Genomic DNA, 22,213 nt, shown 5'->3' with positions numbered 1-22,213 from the left:
AAAGAGGTCGACGCATGAGTGAGCCGCAGCGGTTTGTGCTCCACCTGCCGTTCACCGCCGCCGGTCTGGACGCCGCCAAGCTCTTCGCCCGGACCGCCGGCCGGTCCCTGGAGTTCCTCACCCAGCTCGACATCCCGGAGACCACCGTCTCCGAGGAGGACAACCAGGGCGTCCGGCACCGGATCTTCTGCGACCGGCTGCTCGGCGACCGGCGGCGCTGCGTACTCCGGGCCGAGCACTCGGGCGACTGCGCAGCGGTGCGGCGATGACCGGGACACCGACGGCCACCGTCGCCTGCCCGGCCTGCCAGGGCAGCACGCTCCGGCTGCTGCCCTGCCGCTGCCGCGACAATCGTGGCCCGTTCCCGATCGCCGGTGGGCGGGTGCCGGCTCCGCGCCGCGACTGCCAGCTCTGCGACGGTACGGGCAGCGAGGCGCTCGCCTGCCTGACCTGTTGCGGATACGGTCGCCGCCGCGCCCAACTCGTGCTCACCGTGGCGAACGTCGACACCGGCACGGTCGCCTCCCGCGAGGTCGTACCGGGATCGGTGGCCCCGTGCCGGAACCCGGACGGTGGCTGGGTGCTGCCCCTGACCGACCTGCTCCGCGACCTGGCCGCCACGGTCGGCGTCGACAGCGTCGACCACGGTGCCGCAGCGGGACGGCGGCCGGTCGGGCAGGACCTACCGCTTCCGTCTTGGTGGCGGCCCGAGCTGCCGCTGGCACGCCGTCGCGAGCTGGAGGCGGCAGTGCTCGCCGGCTGGCCGCGTATCCCGTGGCAGGTGTACCTCGGCGGCTCGTCCGCCGCCGAACCGGCGGCGGTGCCGCCGCTGGCGAACCTGGTCCGGCTCGGTCTCGGGCTCGGCCTCACCGTCTCGGTGACGATGCTGCGCCGTCGACCCGACGCCCCCACCGGATCGGCGCCGCGACCGGCCGAGGGGTGGGGCGTCACTTTCTCCGCCGGCACCGCGCCGGCCCTGCTGCCGATCCACCCCACGGTGCAGGTGGCGGTCGCCGACTGTCTCGCACAGCTGGACCTGGTCCTGGCCGAGACGGTGCCGGTCGACCCGGACATCCCGGTCGTCGTACCGGTCACTCCGGTGCCGTACCAGGTCACCGACCCGGTGCCGGTCCTGGCCCGGCTCGCCGCCCAGCAGGCCGGTCATCCCATCCTGCTCCGGTACGCCCCGACCGACCGCCAGCCGCACCTGCCAGAGCGGTTCGACCCCGACCCCACGCCATTGCGGCCGATTTCGACCCGGTCGGACGTTTTGTCGACGAGATCCGGTGACGGATAGTCGATCCTGGACTTGCCAACGCTTCGCATCACCGGCACCGTCGCGTCGGAAGTAGGGAGGCGCGGTCATGCTCGAATGGTTGACGCCGCTGGTGTCGCTTGCCGGTCCGACACTCGTGAACCTGGCCACCACCGAAGCCTGGCAGTCCGCCCGGGGCGGACTGGTGCGGTTGTTCGGACGCGGCGGAGAACGCCGCCAGGCAGCCGCCGAACGATGGGTGAGCCAGACCGTTGCCGAAATCGAGCAGGCACCGGAGGAACGGCGGGCGGAGGTCCGCGAGCGGCTGGCGGTGGCCTGGCAGCAGCGGCTGACCGACCTCCTCGACGAGTACCCGGAGGCGGCCGAGGAGCTGCGCGTCTGGGTCGACCAGGCGCGAACCCAGCTGCCTGCCACGCAGCAGGTCCAGGTGAACACCTTCGTCGCCCGGGACAGTGCGACCCAGTACAACTCACCAGGCGGATCGATCACCGTCACACACCACCACGACCCAGCCCGCCGGACGGCCTGACCTCCCAGGTGCCGCTGCGGCCGGCGGGTCGACACGTCACGGCCGGTCAGGTCGGAGCGCTGCCCGTATGATCCCCAGAGTGGACGCCGGAAGACTGTGGGACGAACTGGCAGAGTCCCTGCCACCGCTGCTTCTCGGCTACCGGTCCCGACTCGACACTCTTGTCGTCTCCGCAAAGGCCGACCAGACGCTGCTCTCGGAGGCGGACATCGCGGTCCAGGAGCACATCGTGGCCCGTATCCGGGCCCATGACCCCGACGCGGTCATCGTGGCCGAGGAAAGCGACAAGCCGCCGGGGAACAGCCGGGTCGACGCGAGACGCGTGTGGATCGTCGACCCCATCGACGGCACCGCCGAATTTGTCCGACCGGATCGGCGTGAGTATTGCAGCGTCGTCTGCCTGTTGGAGCAACGGCGACCGGTGGCGGCGCTGGTGGTCGCGCCACAGATCGGGGTCGGTGGCTCCACTGTCTGCGTACGGGTGGCCGGTCGAGGAGCGCCGATCGAGGTGAATGGTCGAGCCGGTCGGGTCGTTCCGTCGCCGGGTCCACGGCGGGCCTCGGTCACCCGGAGTTCCAGCCTCCCCCCGCGACCCTGGGAGCGGTTCATGTCCGGGGCCGGCTTCGAACTCAAGACCCGTACCACGTCGCAGACGCTGGACATGGTGCGGACCTGTGTCGACCTCTCCGCAGAGACCGGCGCCCAGCTGTCGCCGTTCGCGCTCTTTTATCGGGAGGCGCAGAAGGTGTGGGACGGTGCGGCGGGCATGTGTCTGGCGCAGACCGCCCAACTGAGGGTCTGTGACGGCCAGGGGCGGGACCGGCCGATCGTCGATCTGGACCTCGGCACCGCCGAACCCACGTTTCCCAGTACCCTCGTGGCCACCCCGGCGCTCGTCGATCAGTTCCTCACCTGGTCGTCCGGTTGACTCTCCGGGGCGGTCCCGGTGGCGGCGTCGCCGATCAGGCGGGCCGTGGCAGCGAGCCGCACGAGGCTGTCGCCGACGAGTTCCACATCGTGCGGCTGCGTGACGAGGAGCTCTCTGGCCCTGGTGAGTGACGCCTGTGCCTCGGCGAGCGCCAGGCGCGCCCCCTCCCGGTCGCCGGCTGACCTGAGCGTCTGGCAATGATCGGTCAGCACCTGACCACGATGGAGCAGGGTCCGGCCCTGACTGATGAGATCACTGGCCGCGTCGAAGGTGGCGATCGCCTCGTCGAAGCAGGAAAGCGCGTTCGGCAGGTCTCCCTTCCGAAGATGCAGGTCGCCGAGATGACGTAGCGCGTAGCCCTTCAGGCGGGGATGGCGAGGACGTCCATGCTGGTTGGGCTCGCGGCTGTAGAGGAGGCTGGCGCGGGTGTACGATTCCGCCCGTTCCAGCGCGATGACATCCCCTTTCTGGGCGTACGCCATACCGAGTGCCAACCGCAGCGAGGCGAGACCGTTGTTGTTGCCGAGCTGCGTATAGGCGTCTTCGGCCGCCCGATAGGCCTCGATGGCCTTTTCGATCATGTCAGCCGCTCCGGTGTCGGCCCGCAACCGGTAAAGGTCGGCAAGTTCGCGTAGCGTCGTGGCCTTACCGGCCAGATCGCGCCGTTGACCATGCTCGGCGTACCCGGCCTGGTAGAGGTCCCGGCTGCGCTCCAACATGTCGATGGCGTCGAGGTAGGTGCCGCTGGCTGCCGGACCGGTGACGGCGGCCTCGTCCCGTCGGTGCCGATCGTGCTGCATTTCTACCAGGTTGATCCGGCCTCTGTTCCGGAGAGACCGCGCCTGGTCATGACGGTCACCATGGTCGAAGGCGACGCGCGCCGCGATCTTCTCCACCTCGATCCAGTCGGCGATGTGCCCGCCCGTCTCCAGGAAGTAGAAGAGTGCGCAGGCCAGCCGTGGCGTCATCGGCAGCGGTGGCTCGATGGCGTTCAGTGAGCGAACGAGCGCGAGGAGGTTGGGGCGCTCCTCCGCGAACCAGACGGCCGGGTTCGCGGCGGTCTCGACCGAGGCAACCCCCGCCGGGTCCCGGTCGCGCCACTGCGCGAGGAATTCGGAGTCCACCATCGGATTTGCCTGGTTGACCTGGTCGAAGGCATGGTTGACGCAGCCGTGGTAGGCGACGGTGAGCCGGTCGAACGCCGCCCGTCGTTCGGCCGCGTGTTCGGGCTGGTCGACCAGGTGCCTGGCGTACAACTGGAGCAGGTCGTGCCGGCTGTGGTAGCGGTCGCCGGTTCTGCCGATCAGGTTCTCGCGCAGCAGGAGTTCGAGGAGATCCTCCGCCGTGTCGAGATCCACCCCGGCGAGCCGGGAGATCGAGTAGATCCCGGCAGTTTCGCCGGCTGCCGGATGTAGGCCCAACAGCCGGAACAGTCGCTGGGCTGCCGGAGGCAGGGTCTGATACGACACCGAGAACACCGCTTCCACGTTGGTCTTCCGGTCGTCGGGATGGCCCAGACGGTGTAGTCGTCGTTGTTCGTCAGCCAGCCGACGCACCTGACCGGCTATCGAGCTGCGGGGTTCGTTGACAAGACGTGCGGCGGTGGTGTGCAGGGTCAGGGGCAGGTATGCACAGTAGCGGGCGAGCAGTTCGGCCGCGGCCGGCTCCTCGTCGACCCGCACGCCGACCCGGGCGCGCAACAGTTGGATGGCGTTCTCGCGGGAGAGTTCGTCGACGGGTATGGACTCGGCGCCGTCACTGAGCAGACCGTGCAACTGGTTGCGGCTGGTTACGAGCACCAGGCTGGATCCGGTTGCCGGAATGAGCGGACGCACCTGGTCGGCGTCCGTGACATTGTCGAGGACCACCAGGACGCGTCGACCCGTGGTTCTGCTGCGGAACAGTCCCGCTCTGCCGGGCAGTGACGCGGGGATGTCGACGCTCCGCAACCCCCAGCCGTCGTAGAGCCAGTCCGCCAGCACCTCTTCCGGCGGAACCGGACTGTCGCCCGGGCCGGGTCCGTGACCACGTAGGTCGCGAAAGAAGTGGCCATCCGGGTAACTGTTGGCGACCTGGTGTGCCCAGTGCAACGCGAGACCGGTCTTGCCGGTACCGGCGGGGCCTGACAGCACGGCCACGACGGCGGGTCGGGGCGCGGGGCGGCCCCCGGCCACTCGACGGAGGGCATCCAGTTCGGCGTCCCGGTTGACGAAGTAGAGCGGCGGATTCGGCAGCTGGCGCGGTGCCGGCAGGTCCCGGGAGGCGGGATCAAGCTGGTTGACCGTGATCGAGCCGCCTGGCGCGTTGTACATGGCGGATCTGTCGCGGGAGACGTACGAGGAAGGACCGTCGGGGCCCACCTGTGCCATGGTCGCTACTCGCCAACGGGCGACCGGGACAAGAGCCATCCTGTAGAGATCGGCGTGAGCATATCTGGCACCACCCTCGGCGTCGGTGGACATGCTGTGCGTGACGACGATATGGCGTAACCCGCCAGCGGCGCCACGGCCCGACGTGACGAACAGGCCGCAGCGACCTCGGCATGACGATCACCGCACGGAGCACGGGCGCCAGGGGCGGCGGACGCTCAGACGGCGGGTGGTCCGGGCAGCCGGGCGGGGGCGGTGAACCGGTCGAGCACCAGCAGTTCGGTGCCGGGATCCAACTCTGCGAGCAGCCGCTGCTGCGCCCGCCGGGTGATCCGGACACAGCCGTTGCTGTTCGCCCGGCCCAGGTGGGCGTCGCGGTACCAGGCGTGCAGTCCGATGTGCGCGCCGCGCAGCCCGGTCGGCACCGACTCCGGGTCGTCCGGTACGGCACCGAGCGCGAAGACCTCGGTGTCCGCGTACACCCGGCCGGGCAGGGATGATCGGCCGAGGATGAAGGTACGACCCAGCGGGGTCGGGGTGGCCCCGGCGCCGACGCTGACCGGCCACGAGTCGACCAGCCGGTTGTCCCGGTACCAGTGCAGCCGCCGACCGCCCCGGTCGACGACGACCAGGTCGGGCAGGGCCGTGGTGGTCCAGGTGCCGGGCGGCACCCAACCGATGGTCCGGTTCGCCGACGGCAGGAGCACCGCGACCCAGCCGGAGCGGCGTTCGACGATCGGCATGGTGACCGGGACGCCGCTGATCGTCGGGGCGAGCCAGGCGCGGGGACGGCCACCGGGCGCGTCGTACGCGGCGACCCGCCGGATCGGCCGCAGGCCCTCGTCGAGCCGTACCGTCGACATCGGATCCGGGTCGGCCGGGAAACCGCGCGGCGCCGGCCCGTAGTCGATCACCGGCAGGTTGGCCGGGGGCGGAGGTGCCGGCAGCGGCGGTGGGTCGGCGGGGAGTACGGCGCCGGCCGTCGAACTCGGACCCACCGTGGGCGGTCCCGGTTCGCCGCCGCCGGGGGTGGGCCCGGCCGTCCGTCGGGGATCCGGCACGCCGCCCAGCACCAGCGCGGTGGCGAGCAGCCCACCGAGTACGGCGAGCGCCACGACACCGATCCGGCGGCGTACCCGACCGGGAGCAAACGGATTGAACCGGACAGAACCCATGTAGTTACTCTAAGTGTCTTGACTGTCCCGGCCTGTCAATCGTCCGCATGCGTGTCCCCGACGCCCCCGGGTGACCGGGCGGATGGCGCGCCGTACGGTCCGAGCGCGGCCCGGTACGGCTGGCAGACTGGGACGATGACCGATCGACCTGCCGTCCGCCAACTCCGGCTCGTGGTCACCGCGACCGACTACGACGAGGCGGTCCGGTTCTACCGGGACGTTCTCGGCCTGCCCGAGCGCGGCGCCTTCTCGTCACCGGACGGCCGGGTGGTCATCCTCGACGCGGGCCGGGCCACCCTGGAGATCACGGATCCCGGCCACGCCGAGTACATCGACGAGGTGGAGGTGGGGCGGCGGGTCGCCGGACACCTCCGGGTCGCGATCGAGGTCGACGACGCGGCGACCACGACCGCGACCCTGGCCGACGCCGGGGCGACGGTGCTCGCCGAGCCGCGACGGACGCCGTGGAACTCGCTGAACTCCCGGTTGACCACACCCGGACACCTGCAGCTGACGCTCTTCACCGAACTGGGCGAACTGGGGGAGTGATCGCCGCCGTCATGCCATCCGGAAGCCCGACGGTGTGCGACGGCGGCTCAGAGTTGGACCGGCATCAGGATCGAGAAGGCGCGATCGTTGCCGGCCAGGCGTACCGCCAGCGGACGGATCGGCCCGTTCAGGTCGAGCAGCAGTTGTCCGCCGCCGGTGGCGTCCCCGGCCTCCAGCGCGTCGAGGGCGTCGAGCAGGAACTCCCGGTTCACCCCGATCCGTAGCACGTCGGGCTCGGCGACCCGTTCGGCCGGACCGTCGCCGACGGTGAGTTCGCCGGTGGAGTCGACGGAGAGGACACTGACCGCGCACCGGGCGCCGTCGCCCGGGCGTACCACCGTCCGGGCCGGCGCGGTGGCCAGCCAGGATCGCAGGCGGGACGCGTCGACGGCGACCCGCCGGCCTGCCGGGTCGTCGGCCGCCTCCCGGAGCAGTCGCCGGTAGTCCGGGACCTCGTCGTCGAGTGGGGTGGCGGTGATCCGGCGTCCCCGGGCGTGCAGGCTGATCCGGTCGGTACCGAGGCTGACGGTCGTCGGCCCACCGGTGGTCGGATCGTCCGACTCAGCCAGCAACGCGCGGGCCTCGTCGACAAAACCGACCGGGGCGATCACCGCCCGTCGGGGGCCGTCACGGGTCGGCACGCCGTCGAGTTCGGCGACCGCCATCCGGTACCGGTCGGTGGCGATCAGCCGCAGCACGTGCCCGTCGGCCTCGAACCAGACACCGCCGAGCACCGGCAGGGCCGGATTCAGCCGGGCGGCGAACCGGACCGCGTCGACCGCCGCCGCCAGCTCCGCGCCCGGCACGGTGAGCCCGACCCGGAAGCCCACCCGCCGGGGTTCCGCCGGAGGGTGCGGCGTGCCGTCCGGCACCGGGTCGAGCAGGAGCGTACGCAGTCGGGTGATCTCCCGACGGGCGTCGGCGAGTCCGTCCTCGAGGCGGCGCAGGTGGGCGTCGAGCAGGGTCGACGCGGCGATCGGGTCCGATCCGCGCAGGTCGAGCAGTCGGCCCAGGTCGGCGAGCGGCATGCCGATCCGGCGCAGTCCGGCCAGCAGGCGGGCATCCGGAAGTTGGCGGGTGGCGTACCAGCGGTAGCCGGTGGCCGGGTCGACCAGGGCGGGTGCCAGCACACCGGCGCCGTCGTAGAACCGCAGGGCGCTGACCGTCAGGCCGCTGGCCCGGGCCATCTCGCCGATGCTCAGCAGTTCGTCTCCGGCCTCCACATCCGGCGATTCTGCCCCCTCGACCAGGTCGAGGGTCAACCGCCGGTCCGGCCGGTGACGATCCGAGCGGTACGTCCCCCAATGCGCCAGGGTAAGGGCCGTACCGCTCAGATCATGGTCAGCCCCGGGCGGGGCACCGCCTCCGTCCGCGTGACGTTTCGGGTAATGGCCCGCCCCCACCCGCCTCGGCCAGTTGTTTGGCCTGCCAGAGGGCGGACCGGACCGCCGTGTGCCGGTCTTCACCGGTGAGCCAGGCCGACAGTACGGCGAACACGCCCGGTTCGCCCTCGCGAAGCCGGACCCGCAGCTCGGTGCTCCGGCCGTCCGCCGCCGGTCGTACGGTGACCGCCACCCCGGCGCCCAGACTCGCGACAGCTGGGGGAAGCCGGCCGTCCGGTGCCAGCTCCGACGGCGGTCGATCTATCGTGATCGCGTACGACCTGGGTCGTGACCGGCGGCGGGTCAAGATTCCGACGGCTACCGCCGCCACCGTCAGCACACCCCCGGTCAGCCAGGCCATCCAGGTGACCTCCCCACTCGACACCAGTGCCGTCGCCCATCCGGCGGACCAACCTCGCCCGGCCCAGCCGGCCCCACCTGGCACGGCCCTACCCGGTCGAGCCCCACGCAGCCCAGCCGGCTCAGCCCAGCCGGCTCAGCCCAGCCGGCCCTGTCCGGTACACCGCTTGGCCGACGCCGTCCGTTCGAGGCCGGCGGGGTGGTTGTCCGGGCCGTCAGCTTCCGCCGCGACCGGGTGAATCCGGCTCGTCCGCAAGGGGTGAACACCGGCGGGCGGGGTATCCGCCGCCGCAGAGGGCGCGGCGAGCTGCGGAAGGAGGGGCCGTGTCGAGGGAACCACTGCTCAGTGCCAAGTTGGCGGTCGTGCCGACACCCGGCGCGGTGGTACTGCCCCGCCCGCGGCTGTTCCGCCTGCTCGACGCCGGAACGGCCGGCCCGGTGACGCTGGTCTCCGCCTCGGCGGGCTGGGGCAAGACGATGCTGCTCAGCTCCTGGTACCAGGCGCGGAGCGGAGCAGCGGGCCGGTCCGGCGGCGGAGCGGCAGGTCACCGGTCGACCAGCGGGGCGGTGGCTGACCAGCCCAACGGCGGCGCGGACGGCCACGGGACCACCGGTGCCGGCCGGTCCCAGCTGGGATGGCTCTCGGTGGAGCCGGGCGACGGGGGAGCGCGACTCTGGACGTACCTCTCCGCCGCACTACGCCCACCGCACAGCGAGGACGTGGGGGACGGCCGGGACGATCGGGGCACCGGGTACGGGCTGCCGCATCTCGCCGAGGAACTCGCCGGACGCGACGTACCGGTCACTCTCGTCCTGGACGACCTGCACCAGGTCGACGACCCCGAGGTGGTCGAGGGACTGGAGTTCCTGCTGCGGCACGCGGCGGGCCGACTGCGCCTGGTGATCGGTTGCCGGACCGATCCCGGGCTCGCTCTGCACCGCTGGCGACTCAGCGGTGAACTGACCGAGATCCGTGCTGCCGACCTGGCGTTCCGCCCGGACGAGGTGGCCGAACTGTTCGCCGCGTACGGCGTACCGCTGTCGGCGGACGAGACTCACGGACTCTGGGGTCGTACCGAGGGATGGGCGGCCGGCCTGCGGTTCGCCGCCCTGGCCCGATCCGGGCACCCCGATCCTGAACGGTTCGTCGAGGAGTTCACCGGAGAGCATCCGGATGTCGCCGGCTATCTGACCGAGGAACTGCTCGCCAGCCTCTCCGTCGAAGCTCGGGAGGCACTGTGCCGGGCGTCCTTGACGACGGCTTTCTCCGCCGACCTGATCAGCGCGTTGGCCGACCCGGCCAGCGACGACCGGGCTGATGGTGGTCGGGCTGATGGTGGTCGGGTCGACGGCGGTCGGCTGCTCGGCGAACTCGACCGGCACGGCGGGTTCGTGGTGCCGCTCGGCGGACGGCCGCCGACGTACCGGATCCATCCGATGGTCGCCCAACTGCTCCGTGCCGAGCTGGCCCGCCGGCCCGCCGCCGAACGCGCCGGACTGCACCGACGGGCGGCGGTCTGGTCCGCCGCGCACGACCTGCCCGGCGAGGCACTCCGGCACGCGCTCGCCGGCGCCGACTGGCGGTACGCCTCGACGATCCTGCTCCGGCACTGGCCGGACCTGATCCCGTACGGGCAGACCGGGCCCGCCCGGACGACTCCGCCACCACCGGCGCCGGAGGTTCTCCGCGCGACTCCCGAACTCGCCCTGGCCTGTGCGGCGGACCGGCTGGACGCCCGGGATCCGGTCTCCACGAGCGGTTACCTGGACCTCGCCGCCGACCTGACCGGCCGGCTCGACGACGAGGCCCGTCGGTACCGCCTGGGCCGGATCGGTGTCGCGCTGCGGCTCGCGTCGGCCCAGGCGACCGGAGACCTCGCCACCGTCGAAGCGGAGACCGCCGGTCTGCTCGACCTGCACCGGATTTACCCCGACCGACCGGGCGGCGCCGGACTCACCGCCGACGACCCGGGTGCCGACCCGAACCGCGTCGCCACGGGTGCCGACCCGGGCCGCGCGGCCACGGGTGACGGCCGGATCGGCGTCGCCACGATCGACGTCCCGGGAGTTGCTCCGGAGCGGTTCGCGCTGGACCGGGCGGAGGTGGCGGTCGCCCGGCTCGTCCGGGCCGGAACCCGGCTCGGCACGGGCGACCTCGACATCGAGGCGGAACTCGTCGACGGACTCGCCGACGCCGAGGCGGCCGGACTGTCCCGGGCCGGGCGGCTCTGCCTGGGTCGGCTGGCCCTGGTCCAGGCCCTACGGGGGGAGTTGCGTGCCGCGGACCAGACGGCGCGGACGGCGATGGCCGGCGGGCCCTTCGGCGTACCGACGCGACCGGCCGACGGCGTGCATGCCCATCTTGCCCAGGCGCTGGTCGCGCTGCAACGGGACCGGACCGACGAGGCGGACCTCAAACTGTCCCTCGCCGCCCGGGCGGCCGAGTACGTCGACGAACCACTGGTTGTCGTACTGCTCGGGTTGCTCCGGTCACGGGTCCTGCGGGACCGGGGCGACCTCGGTCGCGCCCACCAGATGCTGGACGGTGCCCGTCGACAGCTGACCGAGTGGCGACCCGACCTGCGACGCCCAGGAAGCCGCCGGGACTGCCGGCCGGCTCCGGCACACGCCGACGACGGGGTGACGTTCGTCCGCCCCGGTGCTCGGGGAGCTGTCGAACGCCCCGACGGTCGGGCAACAGCAGCGGCAGCGGCAGGGGTGGGGGTGGGGGTGGGGGCACGGGCGGCGGCAGCGGCCGGGCCCGGCGGGGAACGGCTGCTGGCGTACTGGCTGCTGGCCGGTGAGGCCGAGCTGCGTACCGCACACGGTGATCTCGAGTCGGCCCGGAACCTGCTGCTGCCGGCGGTCGAGGCGGGCGTCGAACCGGTGGCGCCGCTGGCGGTCGTGTTGTCCCGGACATACCTGCGCGCAGGTGATCCGCAGGCTGCCCTCCGTACTCTCCCGGACTGGGACGCCGAGACGGCGACCGACTGGCCGTTGGCGCTGCGGCTGGAGGCCGGCCTGCTCGATGCCGGCGCGGCCCGGCTGGCCGGTGACCGTCGTCGGGCCACCCGGGTCCTGGAACGGGTGCTGGAGCTGGCCGAACCCGAAGGCTTCCGGCGGGTCTTCACCCGGGCGGACCCGTCGGTCCGGGAACTGCTCAGCACCCACCTCGACTCCGGTACCGGCTACTGGGCGACGGTGAGCGAGCTGATCGGCGCCAGCGGTACGGTGACCGGCCGGCCGTCCCCGGCGGTGCCGGCGATGGGGGAGCCGCTGACGGATCGGGAGCTGACGGTCCTCCGCTACCTGCAGAGCATCCTGTCCAACGTGGAGATCGCCGCCGAGATGTCCCTGTCGGTCAACACCGTCAAGACCCACGTCCGCAACATCTACCGCAAGCTGGACGCCACCCGGCGCCGCGACGCCGTACGCCGGGCCCGCGAACTCCGCCTGCTCTGAGCCGCCCGCCAGCCGGCGTCAGCCGCCCGCCGCCTTGGTGGTCAGCCGCCCGGTTGGTCAGTCAGCTTGGTTGGTCAGCCGCCTTGTCGATCGCGGCCAGCAGGTCGGCAACCGCGTACGAGCCGTCGTGCGGGAAGTCGTTCAGGAAGAAGGTCGGGGTGGCGTTGACCCCACTGCGGATGGCGCCGACGAAGTCACCCCGGATGCGGTCCAGGTAGGCGTGCCCGCCGACCTCCTCGCCGATCTCGTCCGCCGGCAGCCCGAGCTGCTGCATGCCGAGCGAGAGGTGCACCGGGTCGAGCTGGTCCTGGTGCTCGAAGAGCCAGTCGTGCATCTCCCAGAAGCTGCCCCGAGCCGCCGCCGCCTCGGCGACCTCGGCCGCGTCCTCGGCGTACGGGTGCACGTTGACCAGCGGAAAGTGTCGGAAGACCAGCCGGACGGTCTCGGGTCGCTGGCGCAGCACCTCCCCGAGGACGGCGTGCGCCCGGCCGCAGTGCACACACTGGTAGTCGCCGTACTGGACGAGGGTGGCCGGGGCGTCCGCCGGCCCCCGGATGTGGTCGGCCTCGGTGACGGGCACCCGGAGCCGGCTGACCGTGACCTGCAGGGGAGTGCTCACTCATGCTCCTCGTGGCCCCGGCGCGAACAGCGCGGTGTGGTGTCCGGAGGTTCGCACCGGACGGGGTGAGTTGCCCTCACCCGGAGTGGGTGAGCCCGCCGCGGGCCGGCGCGGTCACAGCCGTACCGTGATGTGGTTGTCGACCCGGGTCACCCCCGGGGCTGACCAGGCGACCCGCTCGGCCTCCTCCCGCTCCAGCCAGGACCGGACGGTGCCGACCAGGATCACCACCCCGCCCCGGGTCTGCACACCGATCCCCTCCGCGTCGGTCTCCACGCTGCGGACCAGGGCACTCTGCAGCCGGTCGGAGATCTCGTCGGAGACCGGCGTCTCGTGCGGTCGTACCGAGATGCCGTTGGTCACTCCACGGATCCCGGACAGCCGGCCGACCGCCTGCTCGGCGGCGCGCCGCTGGTACTCCCACTCGACCTCGCCACGAAGCACGATCCAGCCGTTGGCGACGGTGACATCGAGGTCCTGCACCGGTACGAAGGCGTCCCACTCCAGGGCCCGGACCGCGGCGACGGCGAGTTCGGGGTCGGGTCGTTCGACGGAGCTCGGCAGCCGTACCTCGACGTCGTTGGCGACGGACCGGACCCGGGTCACCCGGTGCGCGGCCCGTTCAGCCGACCACTTCTTCGCGTAGTTGTCGACCCAGCCGGTGAGGGTCACCACGCCGTCCCGTACCGACACACCGATCTCGTTGGGCTGCACCCGGGGCTCCCAGGCCAGTTCGGCGAGTACGTCGTGCTGGATCTCCTCGTCGCTGCGGATCGTCGTCCGGGTGGCCATGATCGTTCCTCCCCGTGTCGGGTCCAGGTAGCTGACAGCGCCGGACCGGTCGGCGTCCAGGCCGTGGCGGCGGGCGGTAGGCTGCGCCCCGTCGGTGCCCCTGCCGGCCGCAGCACACCCGTCGACCTCAAGCCTCACGCGCGTGCGGGTGAGACCTCCTCACCCCGTACGGGCGAGCCGAGCACCGGCCGTGTGGCGTGACAGAGCCGACGACCATCAGGGATCATCGATGCGGACATGGCGTCGGCGAGGGTACCGGCCGGAGAGGCGGGGCGAGGAATGACCACGGAGCAGGAGACGGCCGGGGCAGCGTCGGATCGCCCGGGGCTGGACGTGTCGGACGGGCCGGGGGCGGACCCGACCGCCACCGCCCCCACCGGTGGGGCCGGCGGTGCCGCCGACGGAGCCATTGGACAGTCGCTCCCGGCGGGCACCCTCTTCGCCCGTGCCGGCCTCGCGCTGCGGCGGTTGCTGCGCCACGAGTGGACCCTGGCGGTCCTCGGTGGGCTGCTGCTCGCGATCATCCTGACCTGGCCGACCCTGCGCGACCTCACCCGCACCATTCCGCAGGACATCGGCGACCCCACACTGCAGGCCTGGCAGATCGCCTGGGGCGGGCACGCGTTACTGCACGACCCGCTGCAACTGTGGCACTCGAACACGTTCTATCCGGAGCCGTACACCTACGCCTACTCCGACACCCTGCTCGGCTACGCCCCGGCCGGCATGATCGGGGAGGGCCCGGTCGCCGCCGTCGTGCGCTACAACATCCTGTACGTCCTGGTGCACGCGCTCGCCTTCGTCGGAGCGTACGCCCTGGTCCGGCAGCTCGGTGCGGCCCGGATCGGGGCCGCGGTGGCCGGGGTCGCCTTCGCGTACGCCCCGTGGCGGCTCGCCCAGGCCGGCCACCTGCACGTGCTTTCGATCGGCGGCATCGCGCTCGCCCTGGCCATGCTGGCCCGGGGACACGGCTGGTCGCTGCGGGACGGCTACCGACCAGAGCGGGCCCGTCCCGGCTGGGCGTTCGCCGGCTGGTTGGTGGCGGCCTGGCAGATCACCCTCGGCTTCGGCATCGGCCTGCCGTTCGGCTACGTACTGGCGTTGACCTGCCTGGCGGTCGGGGTCGGCTACCTCTGGTCCTGGTGGCGGCGCGGGCGTCGCCCGGTTTTCGGGCGGAAACTGTTCGCCGCCGATCTGGCCGGTGGTGGCGCCTTCCTCGGGATCACCCTCTTCATGGTCATGCCGTACCTGGAGGTGGTGGCCCGGCATCCGGCCGGTCGCCGGACCCTGGAGCAGGTGGAGATGTTCTCCCCGCCGTGGCGCGGTTTCCTGACGGCCCCAGGGGAGAACTGGCTGTGGGGGGAGCGGCACGCTGCCGCCCGGGAGACCCTCTCCTTCGCCGGGGAGATGACGCTGCTGCCCGGGGTGGTGCTGATCGGCCTCGCCTTCGCCGGGCTGTTCTACTCGGCGTGGCGGGTACGGCACCGGGTCCTGCTGGCGCTCGGCGTGCTCGTCACTGTCGTGCTGGCCAGCGGCACCACGTTCGGCGGCGACGGCAGTCCGGGGTACGCCACCCTGGTGCTGCACGTTCCCGGCTGGGACGCGATCCGTACCTCGGGTCGGCTGGTCCTCTGGACCACGCTGCTGCTCGGCATCCTGGCTGCCGGAGCGCTCACCGCGTTGACCCGTCAGACGGAGCCGGCACCGGCGGAGCCGCCGGAGCGGTCGGCGGAGCCGGTAGCGGCGACCGATGGCGCGACGACGGCCGGGCCGGAGGCGTCGACGCCGGCTGGAGCGACGACCGGGTCGACGGTGGCGGCGGCCGGGACCGGCCTGCCGGTGCTGCGTTCGGCGAGCTATCCGGTTGCGTCCGGTGGGGCGGACGAGTCGGCCCGGTCGAGGCGGGACAGCCGGGGCGGTACCCGGCTGGCGGCCCGGCTCGCCGCGCTGGTCCCGCTGGCGTTGGTCGTCCTGGAAGGGGTCAACACGACCCCGCACGCGCCGGTGATTCCACAGCCGGCCGCGATGCACGGGGCGGAGGGGCCGATGCTGGTGCTGCCGGCCAACGGCACGCTCGAGTTCAGCGTGATGCTCTGGTCCACCGACGGATTCCCGCGGATCGTCAACGGGTTGGCCTCCTTCACCCCGGAGTCCCAGGCCCGGACCCATGCGGTGACGACCAGCTTCCCCGACCAGGTCAGCGTCGGTTACCTGCGCGACCTCGGGGTCCGCACCGTTGTGGTGCTACCCGAGTACCTGCCCGGTACGCCCTGGCAGGACGTGCTGCTCCGACCGGCGGACGGGCTCGGTGTCACCCGCGAGGACGTCGGCGGCCACGTGGTCTTCCGGCTGAACTGACCGGGTTGGCCGCGTTCGCGGCTGAACTGACCGGGTTGGCCGCGTTCGCGGCTGAACTGACCGGGTTGGCCGCGTTCGCGGCTGAACTGACCCGTACCGGCAGGAACCCGGCGCGAGACCCTCGCGCCGGGTTCCTGCCGGTGGTGGTTCGCCCGGCGTCAGCCGGGCCGGTGGGCAGCCGCAGATTCAGTTGGTGCTGTCGAGCCGGACCGGTGAGTTGGGCCGGTCGACGTCCACCAGTTCCAGGCGGTCGGTGGCGGGCAGTTCCCGTTCCGCCCGGGCCAACGCGGCCCGGGTCGCACTGGTGGCGGCCCAGGCGACCGCGGCGCCGACCAGTCCGGCCACGGCGAGCCAGCCCCAGGGCAGGCCCGGACGGCGTCCGGCGAGGGCGTCGTAGGCCCGACTGGCCCGGTGCATCGCCTCGTCGGCGACCGCACCGACCCGGTCCCCGGCCTGTTCGGTGAACTGCGCACCGGACCGGCGCGCCGAACGGGCGGTGTCCCGGGCGGCGTGTCGCACCGACTCGCCGGCCGAGTTGACCGTGCTGGTCAGGTACTCCCACGCCTGGTCGGTGACCCGCTCGGGCTTACGCTGATGTTTCAGCAGATTCGTTCCGAGCATCAGTGCTACCTCCTCGGTTGCCGAACGGAAACGGCCACTTCGGACAGAGGCTCTGTTCGGCGCGGTTGCGGGTTGCTAACTCGGAGGTGCCCCGGTCGCTTTCGTGGCAAACCCGGAATCATGTCCCGGAGTCTGCCTGAATCGAGCCGCTCCCGACGCCGGTACCGCCCAACCGGCCCCGGTCGGGTAGTACCCAACCGGCCCCGGTCGGGTACCGCCCAACCGGCCCCGGCCGGCGGCCGGTGCGGCCAGGGATTGCGCCGGCGGCAGGTCAGTGGATCAGGACGACCGCAGCGGGCCGGGCGAAATCGTCGTCGTCGCCATCGTCGTCATCACCCGCACCGCCGAACCCGCAGGCCAGCACCAGGGCCAGCAGGGCGCCGACGCCGGCCAGTCCAAGCAACTTCCTCAGCATTCCGGTCCTCCCCGAGCCGGGACCGCCCGGGTCCGCGCCCGCCCGTCTCGGCGAGCCGGGTCTGCGGCGCGGGGCGGTCGGGATCGAATCCTCATGGTAGGTGGTGCGGGACACGCCCGCAGGGTTCGGCACCGCGGCCGGCGGGCTGGCGGGGCGGTGCTACGGCTCACGAACGGGCGGGCTGCGGCTGGCGGGGCGGCGCCGCGGCTGACGAGCCGGCAGGCTGGCGGAGCTGGTGGGATCCGGGTCGGGTCCCCGACACAGCGGGCTGGTGACGTCGTACGGCTGTGCGGAGGGCTACGCTGAGGATCGTGCGCACTGGTGTGAATCGGCTCGACCGCCGGAAAATTTGGCGCGGTTTGCCCCGTTACCGGGTAGGTTTGTCGGCTCGTTGAATAGATTGCCCGGCCGGAAGGGTGGCGATCGGGGCCGTAAGAGGAATACTCTCGGTCGCGGCCCGCGTACTGATTAGGCGCCCGGACATGGGCGAGTGGAGGTGCTCGCGTGAGCCTGTCGATCGTCAAGTCGGTCCTGCCCGCTGGAGTTGTGGAGATCGCCCCTCGTGGAGAAATCGACGTCGATACGGCGTACGAGGTCCGGGAGGCGATCGCCGAGGTCCTGACCAAGGGGCAGCCGTCCAGGATCGAGCTCAACATGCGACTGGTCAGCTTCATCGACTCCGTCGGCATCAGCGCCATGGTCGCCGGCTTCCAGACCGCGGAGGTCAGCGGCGTCAAGCTTGTGGTCACCGAGCCGAGTCGGTTCGTCCACCGGCAACTCTGGGTCACCGGGCTTCTCGGCCTGTTCGGCGCGCCGGAGCCCTACTTCGCGGGCTCGGCGTCGGCCGAGGAGGTCAAGGTTCCCGGCGTCTGACCGCGACCCGGGACGCGATCCCGGCCGCGTTCCGGACGTTCCCATCCCTCATCCCGGTCCGGCCCGAACCTGTGCCGGACCGGCTCACCCCACCACCCGTACCGGCGGCCCTGTCGGACGGTGACGCGTGCCGTGGTGACCCACCCCGATGGTCGGCGCCGTTGCCGGGCCGCTGGTCAGCTCGGCACGGCCAGGTCGGAAAGGTCCACATCGGACGTCTCGGTGATCGCCCGGATCGCCGTCACCGAGGCGTAACCCTCGGCCAGCCAGGCCACGTCGGTACCCGGCTCCACCCGCTGGCCGGACTCCTCCAACGCGGTACGGACGAAGCCCCGACCCGCCTCCGCGACGGTCATCTGCACCTGCCCGAAGCCGGCCAGGGAGCCCCGGCGGACCCCGCGTAGCCGTTCGTAGGGCAGGTCCGGACTGTTGACGTTCAGCACGCTGTGTCGCGGCCCGGAGGTCAACCGGGGCAGCAGGTCCAGTGCCACCCGGGCCGCGGTCGCCCAGTGCCGCCGCTCGTCCCGGTCCGGATGGGTGACCGCCATCGCCGCACCGCCGCTGCCCGCGGTCGCCTCGTGCGCGGCCAGTACGTCGAGCGACACCGCCATGCCGTGGCAGCCGTTCGCCGCCGCGGTGAACGCCGCGCCGACCGTGCCCGAGTGGAGCACCGCCCGGCCGGCGTTGGCGCCCCGGTTGACCCCGGAGAGCACCACCGCCGGTGCCGGCCCGAAGGCGCCGTGGATGGCGATCAGGGTGATCAGACCGGGCGAGCCGGCGACCGCGTACGCCTCGATGCCCGGCAGGTCCTCGAGGTGGTGCTCCTCGACCAGCACCCGGCCGTCCCGCTCCACGGCGCTCATCGCCGCACTGGCGCCGCTGGCCTCCTCCCGGGGTGCGGCGATCACCACGTCGTGGCCCCGGGCCGCCGCCGTACGGGCCAGCCAGTGCAGTCCCGGGGCGGCGATGCCGTCGTCGTTCGTGATCAGAACCCGGAGTGTCATGACGTCGTCGTCCGGTGGGCCAGCTCGTCCGGGGTCAGCCGGTCGTGCCGATCGGTGCCCACCGGCGCCAGTCGTACCCGGTCGACGAGGCCGGCGATCGCGTCCGGCCGCCCGGTGCCGAGACCGTGTCGGGTGACGTTCAGGGCACCGGCCGCGGCGCCGGTCCGGACGGCCAGTTCCAGGTCGCCGCCCTGGGCCAGTACCGCGGCGACCCCGGCGGTCATCGAGTCGCCCGCACCGCGGGCGTCGGCGACCTCGAGCCGGGGCATGGCGATCTCGTAGACCTCGCCGTCGATCAGTACCAGGGCAGGTTTCTCGGCCCGGCTGACCACCACCGACTCGGCACCGTTGGCGTGCAGCGCCCGCAGCATCCGGACGAGCTCGTCCTCGCTGTCGTCGGCCGCCCAGCCGTCCCGGAGCAGTTCCTCGTGGCTGACCTTCAGCAGGTGCAGGCCGCTGTCCAGCACGGCGGCCAGGTGCGGACCGGAGAGGTCGGCGACCACCCGGCTGCCGTTGCGTCCCAGGTCGGCGGCGAGCCGGCGGTAGATGTCGGGGGCCACCAGGGCGGGGTGGCCGGGGCCGCTGAGTACGCTGACCGGACTGCCCAGCCCTTCGCCGAGCGCCAGGTTGTAGAGCTCGTCCAGCTCGTGCCGGCTGAGTGGGTGCCCGGGTACGGAGGCGATCTCGTCCCGGCTGCCGTTGCGTCGGTCGTGCACGTACCCGCCGCTGCTGGACTCCCGGTGGATCACCCGAAGATCGACGCCCTCGCTCGCCAGCAGCGGTTCGAGCACCTGGCCGATCTCGCCGCCGAGGCCGGCGCAGAGCACCACGGGAGTGCCGAGGCACTTGATCATGCGGGCCTGCCAGACGCCCTGACCGCCGGGGTGGAGGTGGATCTCGGTCTCGTCCGCCGGTTGGTCGATGGTGACCGTGAGCTGCGGCGCCGGCGCGAAGACCATGACGTGTCCGTTCATGCCCGTTAGATACCCTCTTCGACAGTTTTAATCCATCTGGTGCCTCTGGTGATCCCCGGACATCGTCGACACGGATTGCCCCGCCGCCGCGCGGCCTGGCAGGATCGACGGGTCCCACGATCGATACGTCGGGAGGCGAGCGGTGGCGCGGACAGGCTCGTTCCGGTACACCGCCCGGGCCCGCTGCGAGCCGGCCGACGCCCGGGACCTGCTCGCCGACGTGGAGCGTCAGGCGGTGCTGCACCCGCTGATCGTCCGGGTCCGCCACCGCCACGGTGCACAACCACACCCGGTTGAGCCGGGAACCCGACGGCCAGGTGCGGATCGACGTCGAGATCACCCTCACCGCGCCCACCCCGCTCTTCGGGTACGCGTTCCGCCAGGCCCGGGCCGCGCACCTGGCCCTCGCCGAGCGCCTGCCTGCCGCCCTGCAGGCGTGACGGCGTCCGTCCGCCGCCCTGCGGTCGTAGGGGTTCCGCCCCTGCCTGGTTGCCGAGAAGCGGCGCGGACGGGGTCAGCCGCGCGGGGCGTACATGATGATCGCGACGCCGACCAGGCAGACGGCCGCGCCGACGAGGTCGTAGCGATCCGGTCGGAACCCGTCCAGCAGGACCGCCCAGCCGAGTGAGCCGGCCACGAAGACGCCCCCGTACGCGGCGAGCACCCGGCCGAAGTGCGGATCGGGCTGGAAGGCGGCGACGAAGCCGTACCCGGCCAGGGCGAGCACCCCGGCGGCGGCGAAGAGCAGACCACGCTGCTCGCGTACGCCCTGCCAGACCAGCCAGGCCCCGCCGATCTCGGCGACGGCGACGAGCAGGAAGAGCAGGAGCGAACGGGTCACGGTCATGCCGGGCATTGTCCCGCCGCTTCCGGCCCGGCGCTGAGGTGTCCTGGGGTCGGGGGTCGTCCCGGTCGGGTACACCCCGGTTGCATATATAGATATCCGTCTCTATGCTGAGCCGGGCCCGGCACCCGGGCGGCGTCGGCGGGCGACCAGGTACGGGCTGACCGGGACCACCCGCCGGAGCCGCCGGAACCCGGCCGATCGCGGGGAGCCGATCGCGGGAGGCGTCGGACGGCCGCACCCGACGAGGTGTGTCGACCGTCGTCGTAGCAGCAGCATCGCCGGCGCGCTGTCGTGCGCGTCCGGCAGCCCCTGAGAGGAATCCCCATGAGGATCTCCGTACCGCATCGTCGTGCGTCCGTGGCCGGGGCGGTGGTGACCGCGCTCGCGCTCGGCACCGTCGCGGTGGCCAGCGTGCTCCCCGGCTCCACCGCCCGGGCCGCCGCCGGCTGCCTGGTCGACTACCAGGTCAACCAGTGGACCGGTGGCTTCACCGCCGCCGTCCGGGTCACCGCCGGGGACACCGCGGTCAACGGCTGGACCGTGACCTGGACCTACGGTGGCGACCAGCGGATCACCAACAGCTGGAACGCGCAGGTCACCCAGAGCGGGGCGAGCGTGACCGCCCGGAACGCGGCCTGGAACGGATCGCTTCCGGCCGGCGGCTCGACCGAGTTCGGCGTGCAGGGCACGTACTCGGCGAGCTCCGCGGCGCCGACCGGGTTCGCCCTGAACGGCGTACCGTGCAACGGCGCCGAGCCGACCACGCCGCCGACAGGCACACCCACGCCCCCACCGACCGTGACCCCACCACCGACCACGCCACCACCGACCACCCCGCCGCCGACCACCCCGCCGCCGACGACACCACCACCGACCACCCCGCCGCCGACGACCGGCTGCGGCGCCGCCGTGCTCTGTGACGGTTTCGAGAACCAGACGGGTACGACACCGTCGGGCGACTGGAGCCTGAACTATCCCGACTGTCAGGGCGGCGGCACCGCCTCGATCGACGGCACGACCGCGCACCAGGGCAGCCGGTCGGTACGGATCAGCGGTACCGCCGGCTACTGCAACCACGTCTTCGTCCGGTCCAACCGGGACCTGAGCGGCGCCGGACAAGTCCGGTACGCCCGGTTCTGGGTCCGGCACACCACCGCACTGCCGACCCAGCACGTGACGTTCCTGGCCATGCGCGACGCCAACGACGGCAACCGTGACCTGCGGATGGGCGGCCAGAACGGCGCCCTGCAGTGGAACCGCGCCTCCGACGACGCCACGCTGCCCGAGCAGAGTCCGAACGGCGTAGCGCTCAGCCTGCCGCTGCCGGTCAACCGGTGGACCTGCGTCGAGTTCCTGGTCGACGGCACCCAGGGCCGGCTGCAGACCTGGGTCGACGGTACGGCGGTGACCGGCCTGACCGCGGACGGCACGCCCACCCACGACATCGACGGGCAGTGGCACAACCGGGCCAACTGGCGGCCGAACCTGACCGATCTGCGGCTCGGTTGGGAGAGCTACGGCGAGGGTGCCGACACGCTCTGGTTCGACGACGTGGCGCTCGGCTCGGCCCGGATCGGCTGCTGACCGACCGGGCAACCTCGTCGTATTCCGGCGCCTGCGCTCTGGCGCCCGCGAAAACGACCCGCCGGCACTGCCCAGGGGTGGCGGGCGGTGCCGGCG

20 protein-coding genes are annotated in these 22,213 nt (G+C 72.3%); 10 read left to right on the top strand and 10 right to left on the bottom strand.

The window, feature by feature from the left end; translation table 11 throughout:
• Positions 1-14 precede the first annotated feature (14 nt).
• From ABGB21_RS11595 to ABGB21_RS11580, 4 genes are all read left to right on the top strand, one after another.
• Positions 15-269, top strand: coding sequence for a hypothetical protein (locus ABGB21_RS11595; protein ID WP_347657600.1), 255 nt, complete (start codon positions 15-17; stop codon positions 267-269).
• Complete coding sequence (locus ABGB21_RS11590; RefSeq protein ID WP_347677682.1) at positions 266-1,297, top strand: hypothetical protein; 1,032 nt, start codon at positions 266-268, stop codon at positions 1,295-1,297. The genes ABGB21_RS11595 and ABGB21_RS11590 overlap by 4 nt, the downstream gene beginning before the upstream one ends.
• A gap of 67 nt (positions 1,298-1,364) precedes the next feature.
• Complete coding sequence (locus ABGB21_RS11585; protein WP_347657602.1) at positions 1,365-1,805, top strand: hypothetical protein; 441 nt, start codon at positions 1,365-1,367, stop codon at positions 1,803-1,805.
• Between the two features lie 79 nt (positions 1,806-1,884).
• Complete coding sequence (locus ABGB21_RS11580) at positions 1,885-2,733, top strand: inositol monophosphatase family protein (RefSeq protein WP_347657603.1); 849 nt, start codon at positions 1,885-1,887, stop codon at positions 2,731-2,733.
• Here ABGB21_RS11580 and ABGB21_RS11575 read toward each other — a convergent pair.
• Positions 2,706-5,195: a hypothetical protein gene (locus ABGB21_RS11575; RefSeq protein ID WP_347677680.1), complete on the bottom strand. Its 2,490-nt coding sequence runs from the start codon at positions 5,193-5,195 to the stop codon at positions 2,706-2,708. The two genes, ABGB21_RS11580 and ABGB21_RS11575, sit on opposite strands and share 28 nt — an antisense overlap.
• 125 nt (positions 5,196-5,320) lie before the next feature.
• Positions 5,321-6,277 (bottom strand): L,D-transpeptidase, encoded by a 957-nt coding sequence (locus ABGB21_RS11570; RefSeq protein WP_347677678.1) that lies wholly within the window; start codon positions 6,275-6,277, stop codon positions 5,321-5,323.
• A 135-nt stretch (positions 6,278-6,412) separates the two neighbouring features.
• Between ABGB21_RS11570 and ABGB21_RS11565 the strand changes: the two genes are divergently transcribed.
• Entirely contained in the window at positions 6,413-6,826 is a 414-nt protein-coding gene (locus tag ABGB21_RS11565) for a VOC family protein (protein ID WP_347657607.1), read from the top strand.
• A 47-nt stretch (positions 6,827-6,873) separates the two neighbouring features.
• On the opposite strand, the gene ABGB21_RS11560 is transcribed toward ABGB21_RS11565, so the two are convergent.
• Positions 6,874-8,088 carry a MerR family transcriptional regulator gene (locus tag ABGB21_RS11560; protein ID WP_347677676.1) on the bottom strand — a complete coding sequence of 405 codons (1,215 nt, stop codon included), beginning with the start codon at positions 8,086-8,088 and terminating at the stop codon, positions 6,874-6,876.
• 804 nt (positions 8,089-8,892) lie between these two features.
• Between ABGB21_RS11560 and ABGB21_RS11555 the strand changes: the two genes are divergently transcribed.
• Positions 8,893-12,030: a LuxR C-terminal-related transcriptional regulator gene (locus ABGB21_RS11555; protein ID WP_347677674.1), complete on the top strand. Its 3,138-nt coding sequence runs from the start codon at positions 8,893-8,895 to the stop codon at positions 12,028-12,030.
• A gap of 61 nt (positions 12,031-12,091) precedes the next feature.
• On the opposite strand, the gene ABGB21_RS11550 is transcribed toward ABGB21_RS11555, so the two are convergent.
• Together ABGB21_RS11550 and ABGB21_RS11545 are read right to left on the bottom strand one after the other, a co-directional pair.
• A complete protein-coding gene (locus tag ABGB21_RS11550) occupies positions 12,092-12,649 on the bottom strand; it encodes a DsbA family protein (protein WP_347657610.1) in 558 nt (185 codons plus the stop codon).
• Between the two features lie 114 nt (positions 12,650-12,763).
• Positions 12,764-13,441, bottom strand: coding sequence for a BON domain-containing protein (locus ABGB21_RS11545; protein ID WP_347677672.1), 678 nt, complete (start codon positions 13,439-13,441; stop codon positions 12,764-12,766).
• A gap of 279 nt (positions 13,442-13,720) precedes the next feature.
• Between ABGB21_RS11545 and ABGB21_RS11540 the strand changes: the two genes are divergently transcribed.
• Complete coding sequence (locus ABGB21_RS11540) at positions 13,721-15,799, top strand: hypothetical protein (RefSeq protein WP_347677670.1); 2,079 nt, start codon at positions 13,721-13,723, stop codon at positions 15,797-15,799.
• A gap of 186 nt (positions 15,800-15,985) precedes the next feature.
• Here ABGB21_RS11540 and ABGB21_RS11535 read toward each other — a convergent pair whose 3' ends face one another.
• Together ABGB21_RS11535 and ABGB21_RS11530 are read right to left on the bottom strand one after the other, a co-directional pair.
• Positions 15,986-16,420 (bottom strand): hypothetical protein, encoded by a 435-nt coding sequence (locus ABGB21_RS11535; protein WP_347657613.1) that lies wholly within the window; start codon positions 16,418-16,420, stop codon positions 15,986-15,988.
• A gap of 271 nt (positions 16,421-16,691) precedes the next feature.
• A complete protein-coding gene (locus ABGB21_RS11530) occupies positions 16,692-16,835 on the bottom strand; it encodes a hypothetical protein (protein WP_347677668.1) in 144 nt (47 codons plus the stop codon).
• A 504-nt stretch (positions 16,836-17,339) separates the two neighbouring features.
• On the opposite strand from ABGB21_RS11530, the gene ABGB21_RS11525 reads away from it, so the two are divergent.
• A complete protein-coding gene (locus ABGB21_RS11525; RefSeq protein WP_347657615.1) occupies positions 17,340-17,708 on the top strand; it encodes an STAS domain-containing protein in 369 nt (122 codons plus the stop codon).
• 176 nt (positions 17,709-17,884) lie between these two features.
• On the opposite strand, the gene ABGB21_RS11520 is transcribed toward ABGB21_RS11525, so the two are convergent.
• Both ABGB21_RS11520 and ABGB21_RS11515 read right to left on the bottom strand, forming a co-directional pair.
• On the bottom strand, positions 17,885-18,712 hold the full coding sequence (locus tag ABGB21_RS11520; protein ID WP_347657616.1) for a 5'/3'-nucleotidase SurE: 828 nt from the start codon (positions 18,710-18,712) through the stop codon (positions 17,885-17,887).
• Positions 18,709-19,686, bottom strand: coding sequence for a PfkB family carbohydrate kinase (locus tag ABGB21_RS11515; protein ID WP_347657617.1), 978 nt, complete (start codon positions 19,684-19,686; stop codon positions 18,709-18,711). The genes ABGB21_RS11520 and ABGB21_RS11515 overlap by 4 nt, the downstream gene beginning before the upstream one ends.
• 293 nt (positions 19,687-19,979) lie before the next feature.
• On the opposite strand from ABGB21_RS11515, the gene ABGB21_RS11510 reads away from it, so the two are divergent.
• Positions 19,980-20,126, top strand: a complete 147-nt coding sequence (locus tag ABGB21_RS11510) for a hypothetical protein (RefSeq protein WP_347657618.1) — start codon at positions 19,980-19,982, stop codon at positions 20,124-20,126.
• Between the two features lie 74 nt (positions 20,127-20,200).
• Here ABGB21_RS11510 and ABGB21_RS11505 read toward each other — a convergent pair whose 3' ends face one another.
• Positions 20,201-20,533, bottom strand: a complete 333-nt coding sequence (locus tag ABGB21_RS11505; protein WP_347677666.1) for a YnfA family protein — start codon at positions 20,531-20,533, stop codon at positions 20,201-20,203.
• A 324-nt stretch (positions 20,534-20,857) separates the two neighbouring features.
• On the opposite strand from ABGB21_RS11505, the gene ABGB21_RS11500 reads away from it, so the two are divergent.
• The gene (locus ABGB21_RS11500; RefSeq protein WP_347677664.1) at positions 20,858-22,117 is read left to right on the top strand and encodes a cellulose-binding domain-containing protein; all 1,260 of its coding nucleotides are present in this window, start codon (positions 20,858-20,860) and stop codon (positions 22,115-22,117) included.
• The last annotated feature ends 96 nt before the right edge of the window (positions 22,118-22,213 follow it).

It is taken from the genome of Plantactinospora sp. B24E8 (genome assembly GCF_039871735.1).
Taxonomy (GTDB): Bacteria; Actinomycetota; Actinomycetes; order Mycobacteriales; family Micromonosporaceae; genus Plantactinospora.
The sequence above is the reverse complement of the archived record's forward strand: the minus strand, read 5'-3'. Positions and strand labels throughout refer to the sequence as shown.

Bases quoted from the DNA above. Each gene is read 5' to 3' on its own strand.
- ABGB21_RS11585 (WP_347657602.1), top strand. From the start codon at position 1,365: ATGCTCGAATGGTTGACGCCGCTGGTGTCGCTTGCCGGTCCGACACTC.
- ABGB21_RS11535 (WP_347657613.1), bottom strand. From the start codon at position 16,420: ATGCTCGGAACGAATCTGCTGAAACATCAGCGTAAGCCCGAGCGGGTC.
- ABGB21_RS11540 (WP_347677670.1), top strand. From the start codon at position 13,721: ATGACCACGGAGCAGGAGACGGCCGGGGCAGCGTCGGATCGCCCGGGG.
- ABGB21_RS11595 (WP_347657600.1), top strand. From the start codon at position 15: ATGAGTGAGCCGCAGCGGTTTGTGCTCCACCTGCCGTTCACCGCCGCC.
- ABGB21_RS11575 (WP_347677680.1), bottom strand. From the start codon at position 5,195: ATGTCCACCGACGCCGAGGGTGGTGCCAGATATGCTCACGCCGATCTC.
- ABGB21_RS11500 (WP_347677664.1), top strand. From the start codon at position 20,858: ATGAGGATCTCCGTACCGCATCGTCGTGCGTCCGTGGCCGGGGCGGTG.
- ABGB21_RS11515 (WP_347657617.1), bottom strand. From the start codon at position 19,686: ATGAACGGACACGTCATGGTCTTCGCGCCGGCGCCGCAGCTCACGGTC.
- ABGB21_RS11505 (WP_347677666.1), bottom strand. From the start codon at position 20,533: ATGACCGTGACCCGTTCGCTCCTGCTCTTCCTGCTCGTCGCCGTCGCC.
- ABGB21_RS11530 (WP_347677668.1), bottom strand. From the start codon at position 16,835: ATGCTGAGGAAGTTGCTTGGACTGGCCGGCGTCGGCGCCCTGCTGGCC.
- ABGB21_RS11545 (WP_347677672.1), bottom strand. From the start codon at position 13,441: ATGGCCACCCGGACGACGATCCGCAGCGACGAGGAGATCCAGCACGAC.
- ABGB21_RS11590 (WP_347677682.1), top strand. From the start codon at position 266: ATGACCGGGACACCGACGGCCACCGTCGCCTGCCCGGCCTGCCAGGGC.
- ABGB21_RS11565 (WP_347657607.1), top strand. From the start codon at position 6,413: ATGACCGATCGACCTGCCGTCCGCCAACTCCGGCTCGTGGTCACCGCG.
- ABGB21_RS11520 (WP_347657616.1), bottom strand. From the start codon at position 18,712: ATGACACTCCGGGTTCTGATCACGAACGACGACGGCATCGCCGCCCCG.
- ABGB21_RS11570 (WP_347677678.1), bottom strand. From the start codon at position 6,277: ATGGGTTCTGTCCGGTTCAATCCGTTTGCTCCCGGTCGGGTACGCCGC.